Annotated in this window: 24 protein-coding genes; 19 read left to right on the top strand and 5 right to left on the bottom strand. The window is 71.9% G+C overall.

All coding sequences use genetic code 11. The features are described 5' to 3' along the window. The first annotated feature begins 278 nt into the window (after positions 1-278). Together FLX08_RS24215 and FLX08_RS24210 are read left to right on the top strand one after the other, a co-directional pair. Positions 279-1856 (top strand): DEAD/DEAH box helicase, encoded by a 1578-nt coding sequence (locus FLX08_RS24215; RefSeq protein ID WP_142621754.1) that lies wholly within the window; start codon positions 279-281, stop codon positions 1854-1856. A gap of 118 nt (positions 1857-1974) precedes the next feature. After that, complete coding sequence (locus FLX08_RS24210) at positions 1975-3969, top strand: alpha/beta fold hydrolase (protein WP_142621630.1); 1995 nt, start codon at positions 1975-1977, stop codon at positions 3967-3969. Here FLX08_RS24210 and FLX08_RS24205 read toward each other — a convergent pair. From FLX08_RS24205 to FLX08_RS24195, 3 genes are all read right to left on the bottom strand, one after another. Continuing rightward, positions 3932-4891 (bottom strand): carbohydrate ABC transporter permease, encoded by a 960-nt coding sequence (locus FLX08_RS24205; RefSeq protein WP_142621628.1) that lies wholly within the window; start codon positions 4889-4891, stop codon positions 3932-3934. The two genes, FLX08_RS24210 and FLX08_RS24205, sit on opposite strands and share 38 nt — an antisense overlap. Next, the gene (locus FLX08_RS24200) at positions 4891-5805 is read right to left on the bottom strand and encodes a carbohydrate ABC transporter permease (protein WP_142621626.1); all 915 of its coding nucleotides are present in this window, start codon (positions 5803-5805) and stop codon (positions 4891-4893) included. The genes FLX08_RS24205 and FLX08_RS24200 overlap by 1 nt, the downstream gene beginning before the upstream one ends. A gap of 139 nt (positions 5806-5944) precedes the next feature. After that, on the bottom strand, positions 5945-7213 hold the full coding sequence (locus FLX08_RS24195; protein ID WP_142621624.1) for an extracellular solute-binding protein: 1269 nt from the start codon (positions 7211-7213) through the stop codon (positions 5945-5947). Between the two features lie 331 nt (positions 7214-7544). On the opposite strand from FLX08_RS24195, the gene FLX08_RS24190 reads away from it, so the two are divergent. From FLX08_RS24190 to FLX08_RS24155, 8 genes are all read left to right on the top strand, one after another. Next, on the top strand, positions 7545-8510 hold the full coding sequence (locus FLX08_RS24190; RefSeq protein ID WP_142621622.1) for an acetylxylan esterase: 966 nt from the start codon (positions 7545-7547) through the stop codon (positions 8508-8510). Between the two features lie 116 nt (positions 8511-8626). Beyond that, positions 8627-8890 (top strand): phosphoribosyl-ATP diphosphatase, encoded by a 264-nt coding sequence (locus tag FLX08_RS24185; protein WP_030507281.1) that lies wholly within the window; start codon positions 8627-8629, stop codon positions 8888-8890. Between the two features lie 61 nt (positions 8891-8951). Next, complete coding sequence (gene hisG, locus FLX08_RS24180; RefSeq protein ID WP_142621620.1) at positions 8952-9797, top strand: ATP phosphoribosyltransferase; 846 nt, start codon at positions 8952-8954, stop codon at positions 9795-9797. 55 nt (positions 9798-9852) lie between these two features. Then, positions 9853-10419, top strand: coding sequence for a hypothetical protein (locus tag FLX08_RS24175; RefSeq protein ID WP_142621618.1), 567 nt, complete (start codon positions 9853-9855; stop codon positions 10417-10419). A 121-nt stretch (positions 10420-10540) separates the two neighbouring features. After that, positions 10541-11425: an ABC transporter ATP-binding protein gene (locus tag FLX08_RS24170; protein WP_142621616.1), complete on the top strand. Its 885-nt coding sequence runs from the start codon at positions 10541-10543 to the stop codon at positions 11423-11425. Positions 11426-11427: 2 nt separating this feature from the next. Continuing rightward, on the top strand, positions 11428-12165 hold the full coding sequence (locus FLX08_RS24165) for an ABC transporter permease (protein ID WP_142621614.1): 738 nt from the start codon (positions 11428-11430) through the stop codon (positions 12163-12165). Between the two features lie 73 nt (positions 12166-12238). After that, positions 12239-13405, top strand: coding sequence for a sensor histidine kinase (locus tag FLX08_RS24160; RefSeq protein ID WP_167530555.1), 1167 nt, complete (start codon positions 12239-12241; stop codon positions 13403-13405). After that, positions 13402-14007, top strand: coding sequence for a response regulator transcription factor (locus FLX08_RS24155; protein WP_142621610.1), 606 nt, complete (start codon positions 13402-13404; stop codon positions 14005-14007). The genes FLX08_RS24160 and FLX08_RS24155 overlap by 4 nt, the downstream gene beginning before the upstream one ends. A 6-nt stretch (positions 14008-14013) precedes the next feature. On the opposite strand, the gene FLX08_RS24150 is transcribed toward FLX08_RS24155, so the two are convergent. Beyond that, positions 14014-15282, bottom strand: coding sequence for an EAL domain-containing protein (locus FLX08_RS24150; RefSeq protein ID WP_244312855.1), 1269 nt, complete (start codon positions 15280-15282; stop codon positions 14014-14016). A 118-nt stretch (positions 15283-15400) separates the two neighbouring features. Between FLX08_RS24150 and FLX08_RS24145 the strand changes: the two genes are divergently transcribed. From FLX08_RS24145 to FLX08_RS24125, 6 genes are all read left to right on the top strand, one after another. Beyond that, the gene (locus FLX08_RS24145) at positions 15401-16165 is read left to right on the top strand and encodes an acVLRF1 family peptidyl-tRNA hydrolase (RefSeq protein WP_167530554.1); all 765 of its coding nucleotides are present in this window, start codon (positions 15401-15403) and stop codon (positions 16163-16165) included. A gap of 150 nt (positions 16166-16315) precedes the next feature. Next, entirely contained in the window at positions 16316-17914 is a 1599-nt protein-coding gene (locus FLX08_RS24140; protein ID WP_142621608.1) for an ABC-F family ATP-binding cassette domain-containing protein, read from the top strand. Between the two features lie 115 nt (positions 17915-18029). Continuing rightward, positions 18030-18245: a helix-turn-helix domain-containing protein gene (locus tag FLX08_RS24135; RefSeq protein ID WP_030507271.1), complete on the top strand. Its 216-nt coding sequence runs from the start codon at positions 18030-18032 to the stop codon at positions 18243-18245. Between the two features lie 200 nt (positions 18246-18445). Beyond that, positions 18446-19300 (top strand): enoyl-CoA hydratase/isomerase family protein, encoded by an 855-nt coding sequence (locus FLX08_RS24130; protein ID WP_142621606.1) that lies wholly within the window; start codon positions 18446-18448, stop codon positions 19298-19300. Between the two features lie 116 nt (positions 19301-19416). Beyond that, positions 19417-19539 (top strand): hypothetical protein, encoded by a 123-nt coding sequence (locus FLX08_RS42990; RefSeq protein WP_280117128.1) that lies wholly within the window; start codon positions 19417-19419, stop codon positions 19537-19539. Positions 19540-19641: 102 nt separating this feature from the next. After that, the gene (locus FLX08_RS24125; RefSeq protein WP_142621604.1) at positions 19642-21528 is read left to right on the top strand and encodes an ABC transporter ATP-binding protein; all 1887 of its coding nucleotides are present in this window, start codon (positions 19642-19644) and stop codon (positions 21526-21528) included. A 45-nt stretch (positions 21529-21573) separates the two neighbouring features. On the opposite strand, the gene FLX08_RS24120 is transcribed toward FLX08_RS24125, so the two are convergent. Next, positions 21574-22452, bottom strand: coding sequence for a sulfotransferase family protein (locus tag FLX08_RS24120; RefSeq protein ID WP_142621602.1), 879 nt, complete (start codon positions 22450-22452; stop codon positions 21574-21576). 31 nt (positions 22453-22483) lie between these two features. Between FLX08_RS24120 and FLX08_RS24115 the strand changes: the two genes are divergently transcribed. From FLX08_RS24115 to FLX08_RS24105, 3 genes are read left to right on the top strand one after another with little or no spacing between them, the layout of a single operon-like run. After that, a complete protein-coding gene (locus tag FLX08_RS24115) occupies positions 22484-23446 on the top strand; it encodes a S66 peptidase family protein (protein ID WP_208761626.1) in 963 nt (320 codons plus the stop codon). A gap of 44 nt (positions 23447-23490) precedes the next feature. Next, entirely contained in the window at positions 23491-24396 is a 906-nt protein-coding gene (locus FLX08_RS24110; protein WP_244312854.1) for a hypothetical protein, read from the top strand. Positions 24397-24450: 54 nt separating this feature from the next. Continuing rightward, positions 24451-25302: a GNAT family N-acetyltransferase gene (locus FLX08_RS24105; RefSeq protein WP_142621600.1), complete on the top strand. Its 852-nt coding sequence runs from the start codon at positions 24451-24453 to the stop codon at positions 25300-25302. Positions 25303-25311 lie beyond the last annotated feature (9 nt).

Raw genomic sequence — 25311 nt, 5'->3', positions numbered from 1 at the left:
ATCGCCGCCGCGGCGCGGGAATGCCGTAGAGTTGTTATTCGCTTTGCTTTGTGCGACGTGAGTGTCGGGCGTCCGTGGGATGCCGCCACCCGGCGGTCTCCACTTCTGCGGGACGCGCTCACGGCATCACCCGGGCGCAGGCCACGACATCTTCCGGCCTCCGGCGCCCCGATTGGTACGGCTCGCTTGCCGTACGTGTACCGGCTCGTCCTTTCGCAGAAGTGACGCGCCCACGTGTTCCGGCACGTTCTTTCTACGAAAGGCACGATTTCGTGACCATGCTTGACCTCGGTGAGGGCACCGAGACCCGCGCCGAGTTCGCACTGCTGGGTCTGCCCAAGCCGCTCGTGGCGGGGCTGGCCCGGCAGGGCATCACCGAGCCGTTCCCGATCCAGCGGGCGGCCATCCCCGACATCCTCGCCGGCTACGACGTCCTCGGCCGGGGCCAGACCGGCTCCGGCAAGACGCTCGCCTTCGGCCTGCCCACCCTGACCAGGATCGCGGGGGAGAAGGCCCGCCCCGGCCGCCCCCGGGCCCTCGTCCTGGTGCCCACCCGCGAACTGGCCCTGCAGGTGGCCGACGCCCTCGAACCGCTCGGCCGCGGGCTGTCGCTGCGCACCCGCACGGTCGTCGGCGGCATGTCCATGGGCCGCCAGATCGACGACCTGCGCCGGGGGGTCGACCTCGTCGTCGCCACGCCCGGCCGCCTCACCGACCTCATCGAGCAGGGCGAGTGTGCGCTGGACGACGTCCAGGTCACCGTCCTCGACGAGGCCGACCACATGTGCGACCTCGGGTTCCTGCCCGTGGTCAGCGCGCTGCTCGCCCGCACGCCCGCCGACGGGCAGCGACTGCTGTTCTCCGCGACGCTCGACGGCGACGTGGACACGCTGGTCACGCGCTTCCTGACCGACCCGGTGATCCACTCCCTGGACCCGGCCACCTCCTCAGTGGAGACGATGGAGCACCACCTGCTCCAGGTGCACCGTGACGACAAGGTGGACGTGACGGCGGAGATCGCCAACCGGGACGGCCGTACGATCCTGTTCGTCCGCACCCAGCACGGCGTGGACCGCGTCGTGAAGCAGCTCGCCCGGTCGGGCGTCCGCGCGGGCGGCCTGCACGGCGGCAAGCGGCAGAACCAGCGCACCCGCATCCTCGACGGGTTCCGTGAGGGCACGATCGGGGTGCTCGTGTGCACCGACGTCGCCGCCCGCGGCATCCACGTCGACGACGTGAGCCTCGTGCTGCACGTGGACCCGCCGGCCGACCACAAGAGCTACCTGCACCGCGGCGGCCGTACGGCCCGCGCGGGCGAGCGCGGCGTGGTGCTGACGCTGGTCCTGCCGAGCGAGCGCCGCGCCGCCGAGTCGATGACCCGCAAGGCGGGGGTGACCCCGTCCCGTCACCGGGTGACGCCGGGTGACCCGATCCTGGCCGAGATCGCCGGGGCCCGGCGGCCGAGCGGCGAGGCCGTTCCGGTGTGGGAGCCCGACGTGCGCAGGCCGCTGCGATCCGCGCGGGACGACCGGGCGCCCGGCCGCCGGCGGCACGGCGGCGACCGCCCCGGTGACGGGGACGGCCGGCGCAGGCGGTCCGACCAGGGCGAGCGGTCTCGCGGTCCCCGGACCGGCGACGGCTGGGCCGACGGCCGCAGCGAGTCCCGCGGCGGTCACCACCGTGGCCGTACGGGTGGGCACGGCGGCCAGACCGGACACGGCCAGGCCGGCTACAGCGGTCAGGGCGCGTACGGCGGTCAGGGTGGCCAGAGCGGTCAGGGCGGACGCGGGGGCTACGGCGGCGACGCCGGCCGTGGCGGACGCCGCGGCCGTGGTGGCCGTTTCACCGGCCGCTGAACCCTCACCACGATGCTGAACTGAGCACCGCACCACCACCGGGCCGTCCTTATGGGCGGCCCGGTGGCATTTGGGGGCGTGTTGACACAAACTATGTAGACCGGTCTAGTCTTCTCGCATGATCGGAAACAGCGGAGCCGAGACCGGCCCCCGGCCGGCCTTCCACAGCGACCGGCCATCCCCGGACGACCGCACAGCCCTGAGAGAGCGCGCAGCCCAGAGAGACCGCGCAGCCGCGGACGGCGAGGCGGCCCGGGCAGGGCGTGCAGAGGTGCCGCCGCCCGGGGACCGGCACGCGCTGGTCCTGGGCGCGACCGGCTTCGTCGGACGCCACCTGGTCCTCGCGCTCGGTCATGCCGGAGTCCGGGTGAGCACGGCGAACCGGAGCCGCGCGTCCTACGGGCGGCTCGTCCGCTGGCTGGCCGAGCACGGGCATGACGAGGCCCCGGCCGATCTCGGGGCCGATCTCACCCAGCCGTCGCCGATCGAGGGGACGCCGATCGAGGGGGCGCTCGGCGACGTCACGGAGGTCTACAACTGCGCCGGCGCCTACCGGTTCGGCATGCAGGCGGACGAGGCCCGCCGCGCCAACGTCGAGAGCGTCCGCTCGGTCGTCGCCTTCGCGGCGCGGCTGCCGCGGCTGCGCCGCCTCGTTCACGTCTCCGGCTATCGCGTGGGCGGCCAGGACCCCCGTCCCTGGAGCGAGGAGCGGCGGCGGGAGACCTACCGAGCCCTGGGCGCGTACGAGGCGTCCAAGATGGAGGCGGACGCCGTCTTCCGGTTCGAGGCGGAGCGGCTGGGCGTTCCCTGGTCGGTCGTCAATCCGGCCAGCGTGATCGGCGACAGCGTCACGGGCGAGGCCGGCCAGTATCTCGGGCTCGCGTCGACCCTGCGCGACCTCTGGCAGGGAGGTCTCCCCGCGGTGCCGGGGAACGCGCGGACGTTCGTGCCCGTGGTGGCGGTCGACTACCTCGCCCGGTTCATGACCCTGCTGCCGGTGGACGAGACCGCCGAGCGCGCGTCCTACTGGCTGCTGGACGACGACACGCCCGCGCTGCCCGATCTGGTCGCGCTCGTCGCGGCGCACTACCGGGTCAAGGCGCCCCGGGCGCGGGTGCCGGTGGCCGTGGTGAGGCGCCTGCCCCGAGGGCTCACGAGGGCCGATCCGGAGACGCTGACGTTCCTGTCGGGCGACCGCTATCCCACCGGCCCGGCGCGTGCCTTCGCCGCCCGTCACGGCCTGGCCATGCCGGACACCGCCACGACGATCCGCCGCTGGGCCGACCACCTGGCCGTGAGCCGGTTCGGCGACGCCCCTGCCGGCGGCAGGCGGTTCACCGCTCCGGGCGGGGTGCGGACCTTCGAGCTCGGCGAGCCGGCCGCGCCCACGGTGGTGCTGCCGGGTCTGCCGGTCAACGCCGACACCTGGGCGCCGGTCGTCACGGCCCTGGGCCGGGCCCGCGCCGCCGACCTGCCGGGCCTGGGGATGAGCGCGGGAGACCGCGACGACTGGCCGTCCTGGCTCGCCGCCCTCGTCACCGAGACCGGCGCGCGTCACCTCGTCGGTCACTCCATCGGGGCCGCGGCGGCGGTGGAGGCCGCGGCCGCCCAGCCGGACGCGGTGGAACGGCTCACGCTGGTGGCGCCGTTCTTCCTCCAGGCGCGCTCGGCGTCCGTCCCCCGGCTCCTGGCCCGCTGGCATCTCGGCCGGGTCTCCGCCCGGGCGCTGGCCGAGCGGCTCACCGGGGATCCGGCACACGCGCCCGCTCTCCGCACGAGCGTGGCCGATCTGCGCCGGGGCGCCGCCGCGGCCACCGCCCGGCTCCTGACCGCCGCGGCGTCGCCCCGGTGGCGGGCGGACCTGCGGGCCGGGCTGGCGCGCTACCGGGGAGACGTGCACGTCGTCGTGGGGTCGCGCGACCCGCTGAGCCCGGAAGGACGGGCCCTTCTGGACACGCTCCCGCGGGCCGAGGTGACGGTGATCCCGGACGCGGGTCATCACCCCCAGCTGACGCACCCGGAGGAGGTCGCCCACGCCGTGGCGGGCGGCGCGCCTCCCCGGGTGCGTGAGCCGTTCAGCCCTTCAGGCCGCTCAGCACGATCCCTCGGGTGAAGTAGCGCTGGAAGGCGAGGAAGAAGGCGATCGACGGCAGGGAGGCGAGCAGGCCGCCCGCCATGATCGCCCCCTGGTTCTGCGCGCCGGTGAAATACGAGTTCAACCGGGCGAGCGCGACAGGGATGTTGGCCATCTCGTCGCTCTGCACGATGATCAGCGGCCAGAGGAAGTTGTTCCACTCCGCGAGCACGATGAAGATCGACATCGCGGCGAGGGCCGGGCGCAGCAGCGGCAGCACGACCTGCCACCAGATGCGCCACTCCCCGGCGCCGTCGACCCGGGCGGCCTGGATGAGCTCGTCCGGGATCGAGTGGAGGAACTGCACCAGGAAGAACAGCACGAACGCCTTGGCCAGCGCCGGGATGATGTAGCCCTGGTAGGTGTCCAGCCAGCCCAGGTTGCGCATGATGACGTAGTTCGGCACCAGGGTGGTCTGCCAGGGCACCATCATCGAGGCGACGATCAGCAGGAAGATCAGCCGTCGCCCCGGCACCCGGTGCTTGGTGATCACATACGCCGCCAGCGAGGCGATCAGCAGCGACCCGATCGTGATCACGACAGTGATCACCAGGCTGTTGAACATGAAGCGGCCGAACCCGAAGTCCACCTGGAACCGCTGGAAGATGCCCTGCAGGTGGCCCGGGTTGACCTGGGTGGACGAGTAGCCGGGGTCGTAGAAGTTGTTCAGCGTGGGGTGCTCGGGCACGAACGACGGCGGCTGTTCGTCGATCTCGGTCACCGGCTTGAACACCGTGATCAGCATCCAGTAGAACGGCGCGATCATGGTGAGCGACAGCAGGTAGAACGGCAGGCGCAGCAGGTGGCCGCGCCAGGTGGTGCCCTTCCCGGCCGTGGGCGCCCGCCGGGGCGCGGCGGCCGGGCCGGCGACGATCGGTGTGGTCGTGGGGGCGACGGCCATCACAGCTCCTTCAGGGCGCGGCCGATGCGGAGGTTGACCATGCTGAGGGCGAAGATGATCAGGAAGAGCACCCAGGCGACGGCCGAGGCGTAGCCGAGCTTGAAGTGCGTGAAGCCCTGGTCGTAGAGGTAGGGCACGATCATCAGGCCCGAGTCGAGCACGCCGCCGATGTTGTTGGTGCCCCGGAACACGATGTAGACGGCCTCGAAGACCTGGAAGGCCCCGATGAGCCCGGTCACGACCACATACGTGGTGACCGGGCGCAGCAGCGGCAGCGTCACCCGGCGGAACCGCTGCCAGGTGCCGGCGCCGTCGATGCGGGCCGCCTCGTAGTACTCCTGCGGGATCGTGTTGAGCCCGGCGACGTACAGGACCATGCCGTAGCCCATCCCGCCCCACACCGACATGAGCACGAGGATGGGGACCGTGAGCCCGGGGGTGGCGAGCCACTCGACGGCCCTGCCGCCGAACCAGGCGATGACGGTGTTGGCCAGGCCGAAGTCACCGGGATTGAAGATCCACTTCCAGAGCAGCATGAGGGCGATCGACGACGTCACCGAGGGCAGGAAGAAGATCGTCCGCATGATGCGGTGCGGCCAGCTCGACCCGTTGAAGGCCAGCGCGAGGCCGAGCGACAGCAGCGTGCCGATCCCGACGGACGCCACGACGTAGATGAAGGTGTTGCCGAGGGCGTGCCGGAACCGGTCGTCGTCGAACAGCAGGCGCCGGAAGTTCTCCAGGCCTTCGAACCGCGGGGCGTTCACCCCGTCGAACTTGGTGAAGCTGAGATAGAGCGAGTTGGCCAGCGGCCAGACGAGGAAGCCGGCGAACAGGCCGAGGAACGGCAGCAGCATCAGATAGGAGGTGCCGTAGCGGCGCCACCGTTGCCGGGGCGCGGCGGCGTGGGTTGCCATGTCGTCTCCATCCGGAGGGAAACCGTGGGCGGGTCCGGGCCGGTGCGGGGTCGGGCGGCACCGGCCCGGGCGAGTGCGGAGGACGGAGGCCGCGGCCGGTGAGTGGTCAGGCGTCACCGGCGAGCCACGGCCGTCGCGGCTATCCGGCGTTGCGCTCCATGACCTTGGCGGCCTCGGCCAGCGCCGTCTTCACGTCGGCCTTGCCGAGGATCGCGGCCTGGAACTGCTTGGCCACGTCGGACGCGCTCTCGTCCCAGCCGGGACATCCGGGCGCGGCCGCGCCGGTCTTGATGATCTCCGCGAACACCGCCGCGTGCTCCGGGGTGAACGGCGAGTCGGCGACCTTGTCCGGGCGGGGCGGGATGTAGGAGACGTTGCGGGCCTTCGACTCCGCCGTCACCGCGTCGACGGCCTCGTCGGTGTAGAGGAACTTGACGAAGTCGGCCGCCTGCTGGATGTGCTTGCTGTAGGACGTGACCCCGACGGCCCGGCCGCCGATGAAGGTCGTGGGCGCCGCCGGGCCGGCCGGCAGTGGGGCGATCGCCCACTTGCCCTTCATCTCGGGCTTGCTGGTGTCGATGCCCAGGGCGTTCCAGTTGCCGCCGTAGACCATCGCGATGCCCTGGTCGAGCGCGTCCGAGGTCGTCACCGTGTCGGTCGGCGCGCCGTATTTGCGGTGCAGGTCGATCCAGTACGACAGCGCCTGCTCGGCCTGGGGGGTGTCGAGCGAGGGCTTGCAGTCCGGCGTGTAGAAGGCGCCGCCCGCCTGGTAGAGGAAGTTGAAGTAGCCGATCCAGTCGAGGTTGCCCCAGTCGATGCTGAACGGCGTCTTCACCCCGGATTTCTTGAGTTTCCCGATGTCGGTGGTGAGCTCCTCCCAGGTCTTGGGCGGCTCCTTGATCCCGGCCTTCTCGAACAGGTCGGTCCGGTAGTAGAGCGCCACGGTGGACATGTCGAGCGGGATGCCGTAGATGGTGCCGTCGGGGGAGACGGCCGACTTCCACTGGGCGGGCTGCGCCTGGGCCTGGAGCTGCTCGATGCCGTACGCGCGGAGGTCGACCATCCCGCCGCGCAGGCCGAACTGGATGGTCCAGGTCATGCCGCCGGAGATGAGGTCGGGCCCGCTGCGGCTGGTCGAGGCCGCGAGCAGCTTGGCGTACGCGTCGTCCCAGGCCAGCGTCTGCACCTTGATCGTCACATTGGGGTGCGACCTGGTGTACAGGTCGGCCGCCTTCTGGAAGGCCGCGCTCTCGTCGTCGCCGCCGGTGGACCACCACGTGATGGCGGCCGGGGCGTTCGCGTCGGCCTGCTCGGTCTCCGAGGTGCCGCTGGTCGCGCAGCCCGCGCCGAGGGCGGCGATCAGGGCGGCGATCAGGGCGGCGCAGGTGGCCGCCGTCGTTCGTCGCATGGACGTCTCCGATCTCTACGGAAAGTGATCGACTGACATGTCGTGCCCCCCGAGAGGCGGTCCGCCGCGAGGCCGTGCCCGTGCGGCGCACCGCCCACGCTTCGAATTCGTGCAGAGTCCAGCACTAAACCGGATTAGTTTCAAGAGGGCGTTTCGCCCCGCCGATCCGGACGTCACGCCGCCCGCAGCGCGATTTCCCAGCTCAAATTGGTCAACGATGATGAGGTGGACCCCGGCGAACGACCCTTAACCGGGTCAGAAGTCTGAAACGGTGCACTTGTGTAACCTTGCGGCGTACACGAGCCAGGCCCACCACCTCACGGGAGCCCCCATGTTCGTCGACATGCCTCTTGACCAGTTGCGCGCCTACCTGCCCGAGCGCCGGGAGCCCGCCGATTTCGACGCCTTCTGGGACCGCACGCTGGCCGAGGCCCGCGCGCACGACCTGAACGCCGTCTTCGAGCCGTACGAGGCCGACCTCGCGCTGCTCGACGTGGCCGACGTGACGTTCGCGGGATTCGGCGGGCATCCGATCAAGGGATGGTTCATCGCGCCCGCGGGCGCGCCGGGCCCGTTGCCGTGCGTGGTGGAGTACATCGGGTACGGCGGCGGACGCGGCCGGCCGCACGACTGGCTGCTGTGGCCGGCCGCCGGATACGCGACCTTCGTGATGGACACGCGCGGGCAGGGCGGCACCTGGCGCTCGGGCGACACGCCCGACCCGGTGGGCGGCAACGGCGCGCAGATCCCCGGCAAGCTCACCCAGGGCGTGTTCGACCGCGACGACTACTACTACCGGCGGCTCTACACCGACGTCGTACGCGCGGTCGAGGCGGCCAGGTCACACCCCCTGGTGGATGCCGGGCGGGTCGTGGTGACCGGCGGCAGCCAGGGCGGCGGCATGGCGCTGGCCGCCGCCGCGCTCGTGCCCGACCTCGCCTACGCGTTCGTCAACGTGCCGTTCATGTGCGACATCCGGCGCGCCGTCGAGATCACCGACGAGGAGCCGTACGGCGAGCTGGGCCGGTTCTGCGGGATCCACAGGACCCGGGTCGAGGACGTCTTCGCGACCCTCGACTACTTCGACGGCCTGCACTTCGCCGCGCGGGCCACCACGCCCGCCCGGTTCTCCGTCGCCCTGCGCGACGGCGTGACCCCGGCGTCGACCGTGTTCGCGGCCTACAACCACTACGCCGGGCCCAAGGACATCACGGTCTGGCCGTTCAACGGTCACGAGGGCGGCGAGTCGCAGCAGGCGCTCGACCAGCTCAGGCTGGCCAGGAAGATCCTCGGCTGAGCCGCCCGGGCGACAGGCCCGATCTCGCAGGGTGGACGCGGGGCGCGGCGGCCCGCCCCCGCGACTACCCTGGGGCCGATACCCTGAAGGCGCACGCCCACGACGCGAGAGAGACCATGAAGACCTTCGAAGAGCTGTACGCCGAGCTGGCAGAGAAGGCGCGCACCCGGCCCGCGGGGTCGGGCACCGTGGCCGCCCTGGACGCCGGCGTCCATGCCATCGGCAAGAAGGTCGTCGAAGAGGCCGCGGAGAGCTGGATGGCGGCCGAGCACGAGTCGGCGGACCGGGCGGCCGAGGAGATCTCACAGCTGCTCTACCACGTCCAGGTCCTGATGCTGGCGCGCGGAATCGGGCTCGACGAGGTCTACAAGCATCTGTAGCCGCCACGGCGGCCCCAGATCGACCATCGACCTCGTTTCCGCTCGAAAGGATCTCCCACTCATGCTGCGCATCGCCGTACCGAACAAGGGCGCGCTCTCCGAAGCCGCCCAGACCATGCTGAAGGAGGCGGGCTACCGCCAGCGCAGGGACAGCAAGGAGCTCGTGGTCGTCGACTCCGAGAACTCCTGCGAGCTGTTCTTCCTCCGCCCCCGCGACATCGCCGTCTACGTCGGCGAGGGCACCCTCGACGCCGGCATCACCGGGCGCGACATGCTGTTCGACTCCGGCGCCCCCGCCGAGGAGGTCATGCCGCTCGGGTTCGGCGGGTCGACGTTCCGCTTCGCCTCGACGCCGGGCGCCTACTCCGGCGTGGCCGACCTGTCCGGTCTGCGCATCGCCACCTCGTACGCCGGGCTGCTCGGCAAGCACCTCGCCGACCAGGGCGTGGACGCCCGGGTCATCAAGCTCGACGGCGCGGTCGAGACGGCGATCAGGCTCGGCGTCGCCGACGCGGTCGCCGACGTGGTGGAGACCGGCACGACGCTGCGCAACGTCGGCCTGGAGGTGTTCGGCGAGCCGATCGCGCACTCCGAGGCCATCTTGATCAAGCGGGCCGGCGCCCCCGAGTCCAACGGCTTCCAGCAGCTCATCCGCCGCCTGCAGGGCGTGATCGTGGCCCGCGACTTCGTGATGATCGACTACGACATCCGGGCCGAGCGCATCGACGAGGCCATCGCGATCACCCCGGGCATGGAGGGGCCGACCGTCTCCCCGCTCCACCGCGAGGGCTGGGTGGCCGTACGGGCGATGGTCCCGCGCAAGGGCCACCAGCAGGTGATGGACCAGCTCTGGGACATCGGCGCCAAGGCGATCCTGGTCACCGCGATCTTCGCCTGCCGCCTCTGAACCAGGCCGTTTCCACGGTCTGTCGCCGTGGCGCACCGTGTGTCAAGATCACGTCATGATGCGATTATCACGTCTGCTGGTGCCGTTGATCTGCGCGCTCACCCTCGCGGCGGGCGCGCCCGCCGTCGCCGCGGAGCGCTCGGCGACCAGCGCGGGGGCGGCCGACGTCCCCGCGACGCAACTCGACGCGATCCGCAGGCTCGACTTCATGGTCGGGCGCTGGGCGGGCTCGGGATGGGTCGACACCGCCTCCGGACGGCAGGAGTTCCTCCAGACGGAGAAGGTGGCCTACAAGGCGGGCGGCCAGGTGCTCACGGTGGAGGGCCAGGGGCGGGACAAGGCCGACCCGCGCAGGATCGTGGACACCGCGCTCGCGGTCGTCGGCTACAGCGACGAGACCGGCCAGTATCGGTGGGAGGCGTTCTCCCAGGGCCACGTCACCGAGTCCGTGCCCGTGGTCGGCGACCGCTTCTTCCAGTGGAGCCTCCAGACCGGGGGGCCCACCATCCGCTACACGCTGAGCTTCACCGGCAGAACGTGGCACGAGGTCGGTGAGTACACCCTCGACGGCGGCGCGACCTGGCGGCAGAACTTCCAGATGGACCTGAGACGAGTTGCCTGACGACCCCTGTGGTCTCCTCCCTCCCCTCTCGTACGGGGAGGGAGGCGGGTGACAAATGTCATCGCGAAGGCCGGAGACGCGGCACTGATGATCGGACCTGCCCGATCTCTACCGTGAAGGCATGAACGCAATCGCCTTCACCGACGTCACCAAGAGATACGGGGACGTGCTCGCGGTCGACGGCCTCGACCTGGAGATCCCGGCCGGAGCCACGGTCGCCCTCCTCGGGCCGAACGGGGCCGGGAAGTCCACCTCGATCAACATGCTGCTGGGCCTGCTGCGGCCCAGCTCCGGCGAGATCCGGGTCTTCGGCGCGACGCCGGAGACGGCGGTCTCCGACGGGGAGATCGGCGCGATGCTCCAGGAGGGCGCGCTGATCCCCGAGCTGACCGTGGCCGAGACCGTGGACTTCGTCCGGCGGCTCTATCCCCGTCCGCTGCCGCTGGAGGAGATCCTCCGGCTCGCCGACCTCACCGAGCTCGCCCGGCGGCGGGCCGACCGGCTGTCCGGCGGCCAGACCCAGCGGGTGCGGTTCGCGCTGGCCATCGCGGGCGGCCCGAGGCTGCTGCTGCTCGACGAGCCCACCGCGGCCATGGACGTCGAGTCGCGCCGCACGTTCTGGGACAACATGCGGGCATACGCCGCCGGTGGCCGGACGATCCTGTTCGCCACCCACTATCTGGAAGAGGCCGACGAGAACGCCGACCGGGTCGTCGTGATCGCCCGCGGCCGGGTCGTCGCCGACGGCAGCGCCGCCGAGATCAAGGCCGGCGTCGCCGGTCAGGCGGTGAGCTTCCTGCTGGGCGACCAGCCGGTGGCCGGGCTCGACGCCCTGCCCGGGACGACCGGCGTGGAGCTCCAGAGCGGCCGGGTCACGCTGCGCACCACCGATCTCGACGCCACCGTCGCCGCCCTCTATCGCAAGACCACCCTCGACGTCCGCGATCTCCAGCTCCACGGGGCCGACCTGGAGGACGCCTTCCTCGCCCTCACCAAGGAGGCCTGACCATGCGGCACTACATCAAGGTCGAGATGCTGCGGATGCTGCGCAACAAGCGCTACATCATCTTCGTGGTCGCCTTCCCCGTCGGGTTCTACCTCCTCTACTCCAACCTCTGGGGGTCGGAGTCCGACCAGGCGACCGGGCTGCGCGGCAGCGTCCTGCTGATGGTCTCGATGGCGGCGTACGGCGCGCTGGCCGCCGCCATGATGTCGACGGCCGTGCCCTGGTCGCAGGAGCGGCACAGCGGCTGGCTGCGGCAGCTCCAGATCACCCCGCTGCCGGGCCGGGCCATCATCCTGACGAAGCTGATCTCCTCGATGCTGCTGGTGCTGCCGTCGCTGCTGCTGGTCGGCCTGGCCGCGGTGGTGACCCAGCACGTCTCGCTGTCGCCGCTGCAGTGGGTGGGGCTGATCCTGGCGATGTGGGCCGGCACGATTCCGTTCGCGGCGCTCGGCCTGGCGATCGGATCCCTGCTGCCGCCCGACACCGCGCAGCCCGTCGCGATGATCGGCATGTTCGGGCTCGCCCTGCTCGGCGGGCTCTGGTTCCCCGAGAGCATGATGCCCGCGGCCATGAAGAGCATCGCCCACGTGACCCCGTCGTACGACTACGCGCGCATCGGTTGGCAGATCGCGGCGGGCGAGACCCCGCACGCGGCCGACGCGGCCGGCATCCTCGCCTGGGGGGTGGCCTTGGTGGCGTTCGCGCTCTTCGCCTACCGTCGTGCCACAGTCCGCGACTGACAGGAACAGTCCGCGCCTGACAGGAACAGCGTGACGTGCATCTGACTCCACCATGCTTCGGAGGGACAGCGGGATGATCCGGCTGGCCAACGTGTTCACCTTCGGCGGGATCGACGAGCGTCCCTCCCGCCTGAGGCGCCTGATGGGCATGTCGATGGGCCTGATCTACGTCTTCTACCCGGTGTCCGAGGTGACCAACGGCACGGTGAGCGGCGCGCGGGCGGTCTGGTGGATGGGCGCACTCGCGGTCTTCGTGGCCGTCTACCTTGCGGTCGTGCTGGCGCCGCGTGATTTCGACCACCGCCCCCGGTGGATGTTCCCCCTGCTCGGCGTCGCGACGGTGATGGCGGCCGTCTTCCCGTTGATCTTCCGGAGCCCTTCCTGGCTGACCCTGGCGGTCTACCTGGTGGTCGTCTTCGCGATGGGCCTGCCACCACGCCGCGCCCTGCTGGGGATCGCGGCCATGGCCGGGCTCGTCGTCGCCGAAGGCAAGATCATGGGCGCCGACGACGGCACGGTGTGGGCGCTCGTGCTGCAGATCATCACGCTCGGCGTGCTGTTCGTGAGCGTCCGCAACACCCGCGTCCTCGTCGTCCAGCTCAAACAGGCGCAGAGCGAGGTCGCCAGGCTGGCCGCCACGGAGGAGCGGCTGCGGATCGCCCGGGACCTGCACGACCTGCTGGGACACAGCCTCTCGCTCATCGTCCTCAAGAGCGAGCTGGCCCGCCGCCTGGGGGAGCAGGGCTCGCCGAAGGCCGCCGGGGAGGTGGCGGACATCGAGTCGGTGGCGCGGCAGGCGCTGGCCCAGGTGCGCGAGGCCGTCAGCGGATATCGCCGGCGCCGGCTGTCGGAGGAGATCGACGGCGCCAGGTCCTCGCTGGGAGTCGCCGGCGTCGCCCTCACGGTGCGCACCTGCGGCACCCCGCTGCCCGAGGACCTCGACGGCCTGTTCGCCTGGGCCGTACGCGAGGCCACCATCAACGTCGTACGGCATTCCGGGGCCACCCGCTGCGAGATCGACGTGTCGTACGACGAGGAGGGCGCGGTGCTGGAGATCGCCGACAACGGCGGCGGCGCGTACGAGCCGGGCAACGGCCTCACCGGGCTCGGCGAGCGGGTGCACGCGGCGGGCGGGAGCCTGCAGGTCGAAGGTGGCAAGCGGGGGTTCCGGGTGCGGGTGGCGGTTCCGCCGCCCCTGGACCGTACGCCGGAGATGATCGCGGATAGGTTGGGCGAGTGATCAGGGTCGTGCTGGCGGAGGACCAGAGCATGGTGCGGGGGGCGCTCGCCTCCCTGCTCGGCCTGGAGCCCGACATCGAGGTGGTCGGAGAGGCGGCGGACGGCGAGGAGGTGATCGCCGTCGCCGAGGCGACCAGGCCGGACATCGCGCTGCTCGACATCGAGATGCCCGGCAGGGACGGGATCTCCGCCGCCGAGGAGCTGCGCCGCCGGGTCCCCGGATGCCGGGTGGTGATCCTCACGACCTTCGGCAGGCCCGGCTACCTGCGCCGCGCGATGGAGGCCGGAGCGGTGGCCTTCCTGGTGAAGGACAGCCCCGCGAGCGAACTGGCCGCCGCGATCAGGCGGGTGCTGCGGGGCGAGCGCGTGATCGATCCGGGGCTGGCCGCCGCCGCGCTCAGCGCCGGGCCGAACCCCCTGTCGCCGCGCGAGCGCGACGTGCTGTCCGCCGCCGCGGACGGCTCGACGATCAACGACATCGCGCTGCGGCTGCACCTGTCGGAGGGCACGGTGCGCAACTACCTGTCGGCGGCCATCCAGAAGACCGGAGCGCGCAACCGGATCGAGGCCGTCCAGAAGGCCCAGGCGCAGGGCTGGCTCTGACCGCGCTCAGCGGTCCTGCTGCGACTGGAGGTCGGCGGCGTGCCGCAGCAGGTCGCCGACCCGCACCACGCCCAGGCACCTGCCGACCTCGTCGACCACCACCAGGTCGTCGTACACGCGGGCGTTGTCCCGCCCCGCCACCTGCATGGCCGCGATCACCGGGGTCGTCTTCGCCACGATCTTCGCCGCGTCCGCCAGGCGGCCGGCCGGCTTCTTCGCGTGCAGCGCGTGGCCGTACGCCCCGGCCATGAAGAGCAGGAACCGGCTGCGGTCGATGCTGCCCTGCGGCCGCTGGTATTCGTCCACCAGGATCACGCTCGTGATCGAGGGTTCGGCGCTCAGCACGGCGACCACCTCCTCGGCCGTCGACTCGGCCGGCAGCGTCACCGCGGGAAGCAGGAGCTCCTGCACCCGGGGGCCCAGCGACGCGGTGGAGGGGGCCGCCTCCGGCACCGGCAGCGGCACGTGGACGCGGTTGTACCCGTGGGAGGGCCGCCAGCCGGACGGCGCGAGCAGAGGACCCTGCGCGAGCCGGATCCCCCAGCCGCGCACCGCCGCCAGTTGCGCCTCGTCCCGCAGGCCCGGGGCGAGCACGTGGGCGCCGACGCCGCGTGCGAGCCGCACCAGCGACTCCGCGAGCGCGCCGTGCCGGGGGTCGCGCGGCCCTCGTGCCACCATGCCGGGGGACAGCGCGATCATGTACGGCGAGGCGTCGGCGAGCAGGTCGAGCGGCAGCGGGGCGGTGCCGATGGCGCCGAACGCGATGAGATAGCCCATCGCGCGCAGCCCCTCGATCCCGGACAGCAGGGCGGTGCGCTGCACGTACGCGGTGTCGCCCTCGATAACGAGGATGACCTCGCGGGGACGCCGGTTGGACACGCGCATGGCCTCGTGCAGCGGCGCGAGGCCGGCCGGACCGCCGGCCACGGCGGCGGCGGAGATCGGCAGGACCAGCGGCAGCAGGGCCTCCTCGCGGGCGGCGGCCAGCAGGCCGTTCACCGTGGTCCCCATGCCCGGTCCGGCGGAGGACGCGCCCTCGGTGATCACCTCGACGGCCACGGCGCCGCCGGTGCCGAGGTCGACCACCGGGAGGAAGAGCGGGACGGCCGGGCCCTGCTCCCACCCGGCGTCCGTCGCGGTGCCCGTCGCGGTGTCCGACGGGGGATGGTCCCGCCCGCCGGCGGGCGGGAAGGGGGTCGCCGGAGCCGCGCCGGGCGCCGGGACGCGTTGCGGGGTCGCGGCGAGCGGCGCCGCCGGGGAGACGGGGAGCGACACGATTGAATTCTGGGACAGAAATCGCCCGGCGATGCCGTTCGCGGGACGAAGTTCACCCACATTTCCCGGTCAGTTGGGCGGAAGCCTACAGACGGGTGCACGGCTAGGCTGATCAGCCATGACGGCAGGGCCCGCCGCGGGAGGCGGCAGACGGATCTCGGTCGCCCCCGAGCGGCTCGCCGGATGGATCGCGCGTTTCGCCGAGCGGCACGGCGCGATCGAGGCCGTCGTCCTGCCTGACGTGGTCCGTCTCGACGCCGCCGACGGAGCGGTGGCCGAGTGCCAGGTGCCGTTCCCGCCGCTGCGCCCCTCCCGCGCCGGCCACCGCGGCGGAGTGGGAGACAGCGACCGCGGGGGCGACGGCGACGGTGGGCACCAGAGCGACGGCGACGGGCGCGACGGCGCGCACGAGGGCGGGTTCCGGCTTCCCCCGGCCGCGGCGGCGCTGGTGTCCCACGTGTGCCGGGAGCGGACCGTCGGCGTGCTGCTGGCCCGGCTCGGCGGGCACGCCGCAGGCGTCTTCACCGGCGCCCGCCTCGTCACGGGCAAGGTCGGCTCGCGTCAGGTCCACGGGCGCAGCGCGGCGGGCGGGTGGTCGCAGCAGCGCTTCGCCCGGCGCAGGGACAAGCAGTCGGCCGAGGCGCTGCGGGCCGCCGCCGACGTGGCCGCCCGGGTGCTCCTGCCGAGGCTCCCGGACCTGGAGGCCGTCGTGCTCGGCGGAGACCGGCGCTCGATCGACGAGCTCAGGCGCGACCGCCGTCTCGCGCCGGTGTTCGCGCTGGAGTCCGGCCCCTTCCTCGCCGTGCCCGACCCCCGGATGCCGGTTCTGGAGGGCGCCCCCGCGCTGTTCCGCGCCGTGCGGATCCGCCTGCTCGACCCCTGACCGCCTGTGCGACGAAGGGGACACGGGCGGGGTTTCCGCGCAGGCGATGGTGGACAGGGCGGCACTACACTTGAGCCCATGCGCACTCCCGATTGATCGCTCCCGGTGCCGATCCCCGACCTCATCACCTACGGGAGTGTCCCCTTAATCATGATCATCGCAACCGACATCGAACTTCGCGCGGGCTCGCGCCTCCTCATCGAGGGCGCCTCGTTCCGGGTGAACCCGGGCGACAAGATCGGCCTGGTCGGCCGCAACGGCGCCGGCAAGACCACCCTCACCAAGGTCCTGGCGGGGGAGGGGCTGCCCGCCGCGGGCACGGTCACGATCTCCGGCAGCGTCGGCTACCTGCCGCAGGACCCCCGCACCGGCGACCTGAGCGTGCTGGCGCGCGACCGCATCCTGTCGGCCCGCGGCCTCGACGACGTGCTCCGCGAGCTGCGCGAGGCCGAGGCCGGGATGGCGGCCGACGACCAGCGCGTGCGCGACCGCGCGGTGCGTGCCTACGGCCGCCTGGAGGACCGCCTGCACGTCCTCGGCGGTTACGCGGCGGAGTCCGAGGCGGCCTCGATCGCGTCGAGCCTCGGGCTGCCCGACCGCGTCCTCGGCCAGCCGCTGGAGACCCTGTCCGGCGGCCAGCGACGGCGGGTGGAGCTGGCCCGGATTCTGTTCTCCGGAGCGGAGACTCTCCTGCTTGACGAGCCGACAAACCACCTCGATGCGGACTCGATCGGCTGGCTTCGTGATTTTTTGCGCTCGCACCAGGGCGGCTTGGTGATCATCAGCCATGACGTGAACCTTCTTGATGCGACGGTAAACCGGGTGCTCCATCTCGACGCCAACCGCTGCGTGATCGACACCTACAACGTCGGCTGGAAGGCCTATCTCGCCCAGCGGGAGACCGACGAGAAGCGGCGCAAGCGCGAGCGGGCCAACGCCGAGCGGCAGGCGTCCGCGCTGCTGTCCCAGGCCGACCGCATGCGGGCGAAGGCCACCAAGGCCAAGGCGGCCCAGGACATGGAGCGGCGCGCCCGGCGGCTGCTGTCCGGCGTGGAGGGCGAGCGGCGCTCCGACCGCGTCGCCAAGCTGCGCTTCCCCGACCCCGCGCCCTGCGGGAAGACCCCGCTGACCGCCCGCGGCCTGTCCAAGTCGTACGGCTCGCTGGAGGTGTTCACCGACGTCGACGCCGCGGTCGACCGGGGCTCGCGGATTGTCATCCTGGGCCTGAACGGCGCGGGCAAGACGACCCTGTTGCGCCTGTTCGCGGGCATCGAGAAGCCCGACACGGGCGAGGTCCTGCCGGGCCACGGGCTCAAGCTCGGCTACTACGCGCAGGAGCACGAGACGCTCGATCCCGAGCGCACGGTCCTGGAGAACATGCGGTCGGCCGGGCCCGACCTGGCCGACGTCGACCTGCGCAAGGTGCTGGGGTCGTTCCTGTTCACCGGAGACGACGTGGACAAGCCCGCCGGGGTCCTGTCCGGCGGCGAGAAGACCCGTCTCGCCCTCGCGACGCTGGTGCTGTCGAGCGCCAACGTCCTGCTGCTCGACGAGCCCACCAACAACCTCGATCCGGCCTCCCGCGACCAGGTCCTGGCCGCCCTCGGCTCCTACACCGGCGCGATTGTGCTGGTCACGCACGACGAGGGGGCGGTCGAGGCGCTGAAGCCGGATAGGGTGATTCTGTTGCCAGACGGAGTAGAAGACGCATGGAGCGACGAATTTTCCGATCTTGTGGCGCTTGCCTGATCTTAATTTGAGCGGGTAGGGATCTTTTCCCGCGGAGTAGGTAGCCGATCCCGCCGAAATGACTGATCATGGGCTGAAGTAACGCTGCGGAAGTCTGGCACTACAGGAGGTACTCGTGGCCGAGACTCTGAAGAAGGGCACCCGGGTGACCGGGGCCGACCGGGAAAAGCTGGCCGCCGATCTCAAGAAGCGCTATTCCGCGGGTGAGAGCATCCGCGCTCTGGCTGCTTCCACCGGCCGGTCGTACGGGTTCATCCACCGCATCCTCAGCGAGTCCGGGGTGACTCTGCGCGGGCGCGGCGGCGCGACCCGGGGCAAGTCCAAGCGCTAGAGATCCACCTCAAGACGCGCGACCGCAGCCGCTCGTTCCTGCTGGAGGAGCGGTCGCGTCCGACTCGCCAGAACGATATTCGGTAAGCTCGGGCGCGACCGCGGGATGAACAGGAGGGCGGACGCCCGGCACGGACGGTGCGCCGCACCGGACCGGCCGTGCGAGGCGACGTCGCTCCGCACCGGACGCAGGAGCAGAGCATGGCGGAAGCGGCAATGGGGGGGAATCTGGAGCACGCCCCTGGGACGGGCGAAGGCTCCGATGTGTCGACGATCTCGGCGGCCGCGCCGGCCGAGGTCGGACTGCGCTTCGAGGTGGACGGCGAGATCGCGACCGTCACTTTGGACCGGCCGGACAAGCGCAACGCACAGACGTTCGCGACATGGTCGGCCCTGGCCCGGATAGGGGAGACCCTTCCGGAGCAGGTGAGAGTGGTCGTGGTCAGAGGCGAGGGGCCGTCCTTCTCAGCCGGAATCGACCTGCGCATGTTCACACCCGAGGGGGTTCCCGGGCAGGAATCGTTCACGAGCGCCGCGGCGCTCGGCGACTCCGAGTTCGAGCAGCGGATCGCGGAGGCACAGAAGGGTTTTCTGTGGCTGCGCAGGCCGGAGATCGTGTCGATCGCGGCCGTGCAGGGGCATGCGATCGGGGCGGGCTTCCAGCTCGCACTCGCGTGCGATCTGCGTGTCGTCGCCGACGACGTGAAGTTCTGCATGAAGGAGCCCGCGCTGGGGCTGGTTCCCGACCTGACCGGGACCAAGCCCCTGGCCGACATCGTGGGGGTGCCGCGGGCCATCGAGATGTGCCTGACCGCGCGCACCGTGGGGGCCGCCGAAGCCGTACGGCTCGGCCTGGCCGAGATCGCGGTGCCCACGTCCGAGCTGGCCCAGGCCGTACAGGACCTGGCCGCCGCGCTGCTCGCGACCGACCGCGCCGCCGCGATCGCCACCAAGAGGCTGCTGCAGGCCGCGCCGGGACGCACGCTGGAGGAGCAGGCCGCCGCCGAGCGGATCGAGCAGGTGGCGCGCATCCGGGCACTGTTCGGAACGAACTGAGGGGCACTGTTCGGAACGAACTGAGGGGCACTGTTCGGAACGAGCTGAAGGACGCTGCTCGGGCTGAGCCGAAGGGCCCTGCGCGGGCCGAGGTGAAGGCTGCCGTTCAGGCCCAGATGCGCACGCTGGTCCGGCCGAACCGCGCGGCGCTGCTCGGATCGAGCTGGAGGGTGCTGTCCGAAGCGAACTGCGCGCTTCTGTTCGAAACGAACTGCGCGCGCCTGTTCGAAACGAACTAGGGTCGGTGTCCGGGGCGAACCGGTACGTGCTGTTCGCTTCGAGCTGACGGGGGAATCGGGGGTGTCCTCCCGCTGCTGCAGGGCTGGGAGGATGTACGGCATATGTCGATGATGAACGGCGGCTACGGCCTTCAGGTTATGCGGTCGTTACGGCGAGATAACTCCGTGACGAAGGAACGGATCGCGCCGGGGACCGTCCGGCGCATCGCCGGCTACGCCCGGCCGTTCCGCGCCCAGATCGCCGGTTTCCTCGCCCTGGTCGTGGTCGACGCGGTCATCGTGGTCGCCAACCCGCTGCTGATGAAGTCGATCATCGATCACGGCATCACTCCCAAGCGGGTCGACGTCGTGGTGTGGCTCGCGGTGGCGATCGGGGCGCTCGCGGTGCTGGACGCCGGGCTCGGCCTGGTGCAGCGGTGGTATTCCGCGCGCATCGGCGAGGGCCTGATCTACAACCTGCGCACCGAGGTCTTCGACCACGTGCAGCGCATGCCGGTCGCGTTCTTCATGCGCGCCCAGACCGGCGCGCTGGTCTCCCGGCTGAACACCGACGTCATCGGGGCGCAGCGGGCCCTCACCAGCACCCTGTCGTCGGTGGTGTCGAACGTCATCAGCCTGGTCATGGTGCTCGGCACCATGCTCGTGCTGTCGTGGCAGGTCACGCTGGTCGCGCTGGTCCTGCTGCCGATCTTCATCTTCCCCGCCAAGTGGGTCGGCCGCCGGATGTCCGCGCTGACCCGGGAGCAGATGCAGCTCGACGCCGAGATGAGCTCGGTGATGACCGAGCGGTTCAACGTGGCCGGGGCCATGGTCGCGAAGCTGTACGGCAGGCCGGACGACGAGGCGGCCCACTTCGCCGAGCGCGCGGGCCGGGTCCGCGACGTGGGCGTGATCGTCGCCATGTACGGCGCGGTGTTCCGCATCGCGCTCGGCCTGGTCGCCGCGCTGGCGACCGCGCTCGTCTACGGTCTCGGCGGCATGCTGGCGATCTCCGGGGCGTTCGCGCTCGGCACCCTGGTCGCCCAGTCGTCCCTGCTCATGCGCCTGTACGGCCCGCTGACCAGCCTGTCGAACGTCCACGTGGACGTGATGACCGCGCTGGTGAGCTTCGACCGGGTCTTCGAGGTGCTCGACCTGAAGCCGATGGTCGCCGAGAGGCCGGACGCGCGGCCGATCCCCGAGGGGCCGGTCACGATCGAGTTCGACGACGTCCGCTTCCGCTACCCGGCCGCCTCCGATGTCTCGCTGGCGTCGCTGGAGTCGGTGGCCCGCCCGGACACCGGGCCCTCGCAGGAGGTGCTCAAGGGCGTGTCGTTCACCGCGCACCCGGGCGAGCTGGTGGCGCTCGTCGGCCACTCGGGCGCGGGCAAGACGACCATCACCTCGCTGGTGTCCCGGCTGTACGACGTGGACGAGGGAGCCGTGCGGATCAACGGAGTGGACGTCCGCGACGCCACCCTCGACGGCATCAGGGACACGGTGGGGGTGGTCATGCAGGACGCCCACCTGTTCCACGACACGATCGGCAACAACCTCCGCTACGCCCGCCCCGAGGCGACCGACGAGGAGATCTGGGAGGCCCTGCGCGCCGCCCAGATCGCCGACCTGGTCAAGAACCTGCCGGAGGAGCTGGAGACGGTCGTCGGCGACCGCGGCTACCGGCTCTCGGGCGGGGAGAAGCAGCGCATCGCCCTGGCCCGGCTCCTGCTGAAGGCGCCGCGGGTGGTGGTGCTGGACGAGGCGACCGCCCACCTCGACTCGGAGTCCGAGGCCGCGGTGCAGCAGGCGCTGAAGACCGCGCTGCACGGCAGGACGTCGCTGGTGATCGCCCACCGGCTGTCGACCATCCGCGAGGCCGACACGATCCTGGTGATCGAGGACGGCCGGGTCGCCGAGCGCGGCCGGCACGAGGAGCTGCTGGAGCGGGGCGGCGCCTACGCCGAGCTCTACCGCACCCAGTTCACCGCCTCAGGCCAGAGCGGATCCTGACACGCGCGGCGGCCGGGAGACCGACGGCGGCCGGGAGACGACGGCTCAGCGGTAGCCGAGGCGGGCGAGCTCCTCCCTGGCCACCTTCTCCACCAGCTCGGCGTCGTCGGCCGACAGCCGCCTGCGCCAGCTTCCCGGCCGGGGGATCGTCGTGCCGTACAGCGCGATCGTGGAGACCTTGGCCTCCAGGAAGGACGACACCGCGTCGATCGCGTCTCCCGGTGCGGCCACCATGTCCTCGTACCGCAGGGTGAGCAGGTGCTCGGCGGGCAGCTCGTGGCGCAGCGCGGCGCTCAGCCGTACGGCGCTGCGCCAGCGCAGGGCGCACTTGCCCGCGGGTGGCATCGCGGCCCAGCGCCCGCGGTGCTCGGCCGAGCGTACGCCGAGGAACGGATTGGGAAACTCGGCGTCCTCGCTCAGCATGTGGGGCTTGACCCAGGCCATGCAGGCGGGGTCGGCGAGCATGTCGGCGACGACGTCACGGCCGTCGCGGATGATCTGAATGAGCCGGGCGTCGGGGAACGCCTGCAGCAGCACCGGCGCGCTGTAGAGCAGGTCGGGGCCGGCGTCGCCGAACCGGGACAGCGAGCCCGGCCCGACGCAGGGCCCCGCGCCGACGATGCCGCCCGCCTCCCGGCAGGAGGCCGTGCACTCCGCGCACGCCGCCGGGACCACCTGCCACGCCTCGGCCAGCACGTCGCGCAGCACCTGCGGGGCGCCGCCGCTGCGGGCGATCGACGGCCTCCTGGCGAAGGCGTAGACGACCCGGGCCACCGGGCCCCTGCCCATGGTCACGTGGAAGCCGGGCGAGCGCTTGAGCGCGCGGCCCAGCAGGTCGGCGCCGGAGTGCGGCGCCGCGACAACGAACACCGGACGGCGGACCTTGACACCGTTGACCACGAGGATGTGCGTCGGAGGTCGCATAGATACCGCTAAGTCTGACACCCTTTGAAGGGTGAGCGAGCGCTTCCCGGGCGGGGCGGGCGGTGACGCCTCGATAACGGTCCCGACACTGCCGCGGCGGCTGCGGCCCGGCGACACCGTCGCACTGGTCGCGCCCGCCGGTCCCGTCGATCCCGTGCTGCTCGAACACGGCACCGAGGTCCTGACCGAGCTCGGTCTGCGGGTCGTGCACGGGGCGTCGATCCTCGCGCGGGAGGGCTATCTGGCCGGGCCGGACGCCGCACGGGCGGCCGATCTCCAGGACGCGTGGTGCGATCCCGGGGTGGCGGCGGTCATCTGCGCCAGGGGCGGCTATGGCAGCACCCGGCTGCTCGGGCTGCTCGACTGGGACGCGATGGCGGCGGCCGGGCCGAAGATCCTGCTCGGGTCGAGCGACATCACCGCGCTCCACCGGGCCTTCGCCGACCGGCTCGGCCTGGCGACGCTGTTCGGGCCGATGCCGGCGACCACGGTGATCGGCGACCCGGAGGGTCCCGAGCCGGCCACCCTCGCCCACCTGCGGGAGGCGCTGTTCGAGGGCGGCGTGACCGCGCCGATCATCGGCGACCGGGTGATCGTGCCGGGCCGGGCCGAGGGCCGGCTCACGGGAGGCAACCTCGCCCTGCTCGCCGCCCTGTGCGGCACGCGGTACGCGATGCGCGCGCGGGGGCGCATCGTGCTGCTGGAGGACGTCGCCGAGGAACCGTACCGGATCGACCGCATGGTGACGCAACTGCTGCAGGCCGGGTGTCTCGACGGCGCGGCGGGAATCGTGCTGGGATCGTGGGTGGAGTGCGGCGACCCCCTTCCCACGCTGGCCGAACGCCTGGCCCCGCTGGATGTGCCGGTGCTCGCGGGACTGACTGTGGGCCATGGCACACCACAGATGAGTGTGTGGTTGGAGTCAAATGTGGCTATTGTGACCGAATCGTATTCTCTCTCGGGCATGTTCCGCGACTCGGACGCGGCAACCTGAGACCCGCCCCGGAGGCATCCGGGCGGTGGTGAAGGGATGGTGCGTTGGGACTCTTGCGGCGACTGCTCAGCCGGACACGGCCGGACCATCCCGCCCCGAGAGCCGTCGAGGACGTCGATCTCGATTCCCTGCTGGCCCTGGTCGCCGAGACCATGGGCCATACCTGCACGTTCGCGGCCGACGGCGCGTCGCTGACGCTGACCTCGCCCGAGCGTGAGCGGACGGTGAACCTCGTCGGCCTGCGCCGCGAGGCCGCTCGCCGTGCCCGCGAGGACTGGCCCATGCTGGTCTCCGAGCACCTCGCGCACGCCGTGTCGGGCGAGCCATTCGACGCCTGCAACCTCACGCCCATCAGGCCGCTGCTGCGCACGCGGGTCCACGCCGCCGACGATCCGGCCTTCCCCGACCCCTCCCGGATCATCGGCCGCCACCTCAGCGCCGACCTGATCGAGGTGCTGACCATCGGCGCCCGTCCGGTGCGGCCGGAGGAGGCGTTCTGCTGGCCCATCCCGCCAGCCGAGGCGCTCGACGTGGCCGTCGGCAACGCCCTGACCGACGAGCGGCCCACCGTGTCGCGGCTCGACCTCGCCGGCACGGAGGTGTCGCTGCTGACCGCGCCCAGCGCGGCGGCCCACCTGCGCCGCCTGACGGCGTACATGGACGTGCCCGAGGACGGCATGCTCGCCGTGCTGCCGCACCGGGGCATGGTGGCGGTGCACCCGGTGGCCGGCATCGGGGTGGTCCGCGCGATCGAGCGCCTGCGCATCTTCGCCCACCGGGAGCACGCCGGCCGGGCCGACGGGCTGAGCCCCCACGTGTACTGGTGGCGCCGGGGCAAGCTGACCCGCATCCAGGCCGACCTCATCAGTCACGACGGGCAGACCCGGCTGGTCGTCGCGCCGCCGCCGGAGTTCGCCCGGCTCCTCGCCCGCATCGCCGGCCGGCAGTAGCCGCGCCCGAAAATCGCGTGCGGGGGGACGCCGGCCGGGGTGAGACTGGCCGGCATGACGACCGCGCGCTTCGACCGCAGACCGTACGCCCGGGTGGACGACCTGCGGGCGATGCAGGACCTCGCCGCCCGGTTGTGGTCGCCCGGGGCGACCTGGCACGTCGGCGACCTGGCATGGGAACGCTTCCAGCACACGGGCAGGGAGCACGAGTGGCCGACCATGCTCTGGGACGCCGGTGATTCGACCGCGGCCTGGGGATGGGCCGATTCCGGCCACCTCGGTCTGGTGGCCGACCCGCGGCACCCCGCGCTGGCCGGCGAGGTGCTGGGCTGGTTCGCGGCGACGACGCTCGCGACAGCACCCGCGGCAGCACCCGCGACAGCACCTGGGCAGGTCCGGACGGTGACGGTCTCCAGCACAGAGACGCACCTGTTCCCGGCGCTCGAACGGCACGGCTATCGGCGTGCCGGCGACGGGCCCTTCTTCCTGCACATGGTCATGGACCTGGACGACGGCCTGCCCGCCCCGCGCCCGCCCGCCGGATACCGCCTGCGCACGGTGGGCGACGCCGACGTCCCGCGACGCGCCGCCGCGCACCGGGCGGCGTTCCACCCGTCGCGGGTGACCGAGGAGAGCTACCACGCGGTCCGGCGGGCCTGGCCCTATCGGCCGGACCTGGACTGGATCGCCGAGGCGCCGGACGGGAGCGCCGCGGCGTTCTGCCTGGTCTGGCTGGACGAGGCCAACCGGGCCGCCCGCATCGAGCCGGCCGGCACCGCGCCTGGCCACCGCCGGCGCGGCTGTATCGGTCGCTCGGGTTCCGGGAGTGCGCCAGGAGCCTCGCCTACCGCTGCTCGCTGTAGCGGGTCAGCGCCTGTGCGGTGCGGATCAGGTGGATGTGGCTGAAGGCTTGGG

Origin of the sequence: Microbispora hainanensis (assembly GCF_006874475.1) — a bacterium.
In the GTDB taxonomy this organism is placed as follows: domain Bacteria; phylum Actinomycetota; class Actinomycetes; order Streptosporangiales; family Streptosporangiaceae; genus Microbispora; species Microbispora hainanensis.
The sequence above is the reverse complement of the archived record's forward strand: the minus strand, read 5'-3'. Positions and strand labels throughout refer to the sequence as shown.

What these genes read in the sequence shown, in the direction of transcription:
- FLX08_RS24215 (WP_142621754.1), top strand. Translation starts at nt 279, where the DNA reads ATGCTTGACCTCGGTGAGGGCACCGAGACCCGCGCCGAGTTCGCACTG.
- FLX08_RS24210 (WP_142621630.1), top strand. Translation starts at nt 1,975, where the DNA reads ATGATCGGAAACAGCGGAGCCGAGACCGGCCCCCGGCCGGCCTTCCAC.
- FLX08_RS24205 (WP_142621628.1), bottom strand. Translation starts at nt 4,891, where the DNA reads ATGGCCGTCGCCCCCACGACCACACCGATCGTCGCCGGCCCGGCCGCC.
- FLX08_RS24200 (WP_142621626.1), bottom strand. Translation starts at nt 5,805, where the DNA reads ATGGCAACCCACGCCGCCGCGCCCCGGCAACGGTGGCGCCGCTACGGC.
- FLX08_RS24195 (WP_142621624.1), bottom strand. Translation starts at nt 7,213, where the DNA reads ATGCGACGAACGACGGCGGCCACCTGCGCCGCCCTGATCGCCGCCCTG.
- FLX08_RS24190 (WP_142621622.1), top strand. Translation starts at nt 7,545, where the DNA reads ATGTTCGTCGACATGCCTCTTGACCAGTTGCGCGCCTACCTGCCCGAG.
- FLX08_RS24185 (WP_030507281.1), top strand. Translation starts at nt 8,627, where the DNA reads ATGAAGACCTTCGAAGAGCTGTACGCCGAGCTGGCAGAGAAGGCGCGC.
- hisG (WP_142621620.1), top strand. Translation starts at nt 8,952, where the DNA reads ATGCTGCGCATCGCCGTACCGAACAAGGGCGCGCTCTCCGAAGCCGCC.
- FLX08_RS24175 (WP_142621618.1), top strand. Translation starts at nt 9,853, where the DNA reads ATGATGCGATTATCACGTCTGCTGGTGCCGTTGATCTGCGCGCTCACC.
- FLX08_RS24170 (WP_142621616.1), top strand. Translation starts at nt 10,541, where the DNA reads ATGAACGCAATCGCCTTCACCGACGTCACCAAGAGATACGGGGACGTG.
- FLX08_RS24165 (WP_142621614.1), top strand. Translation starts at nt 11,428, where the DNA reads ATGCGGCACTACATCAAGGTCGAGATGCTGCGGATGCTGCGCAACAAG.
- FLX08_RS24160 (WP_167530555.1), top strand. Translation starts at nt 12,239, where the DNA reads ATGATCCGGCTGGCCAACGTGTTCACCTTCGGCGGGATCGACGAGCGT.
- FLX08_RS24145 (WP_167530554.1), top strand. Translation starts at nt 15,401, where the DNA reads ATGACGGCAGGGCCCGCCGCGGGAGGCGGCAGACGGATCTCGGTCGCC.
- FLX08_RS24140 (WP_142621608.1), top strand. Translation starts at nt 16,316, where the DNA reads ATGATCATCGCAACCGACATCGAACTTCGCGCGGGCTCGCGCCTCCTC.
- FLX08_RS24130 (WP_142621606.1), top strand. Translation starts at nt 18,446, where the DNA reads ATGGCGGAAGCGGCAATGGGGGGGAATCTGGAGCACGCCCCTGGGACG.
- FLX08_RS42990 (WP_280117128.1), top strand. Translation starts at nt 19,417, where the DNA reads ATGCGCACGCTGGTCCGGCCGAACCGCGCGGCGCTGCTCGGATCGAGC.
- FLX08_RS24125 (WP_142621604.1), top strand. Translation starts at nt 19,642, where the DNA reads ATGTCGATGATGAACGGCGGCTACGGCCTTCAGGTTATGCGGTCGTTA.
- FLX08_RS24120 (WP_142621602.1), bottom strand. Translation starts at nt 22,452, where the DNA reads ATGCGACCTCCGACGCACATCCTCGTGGTCAACGGTGTCAAGGTCCGC.
- FLX08_RS24105 (WP_142621600.1), top strand. Translation starts at nt 24,451, where the DNA reads ATGACGACCGCGCGCTTCGACCGCAGACCGTACGCCCGGGTGGACGAC.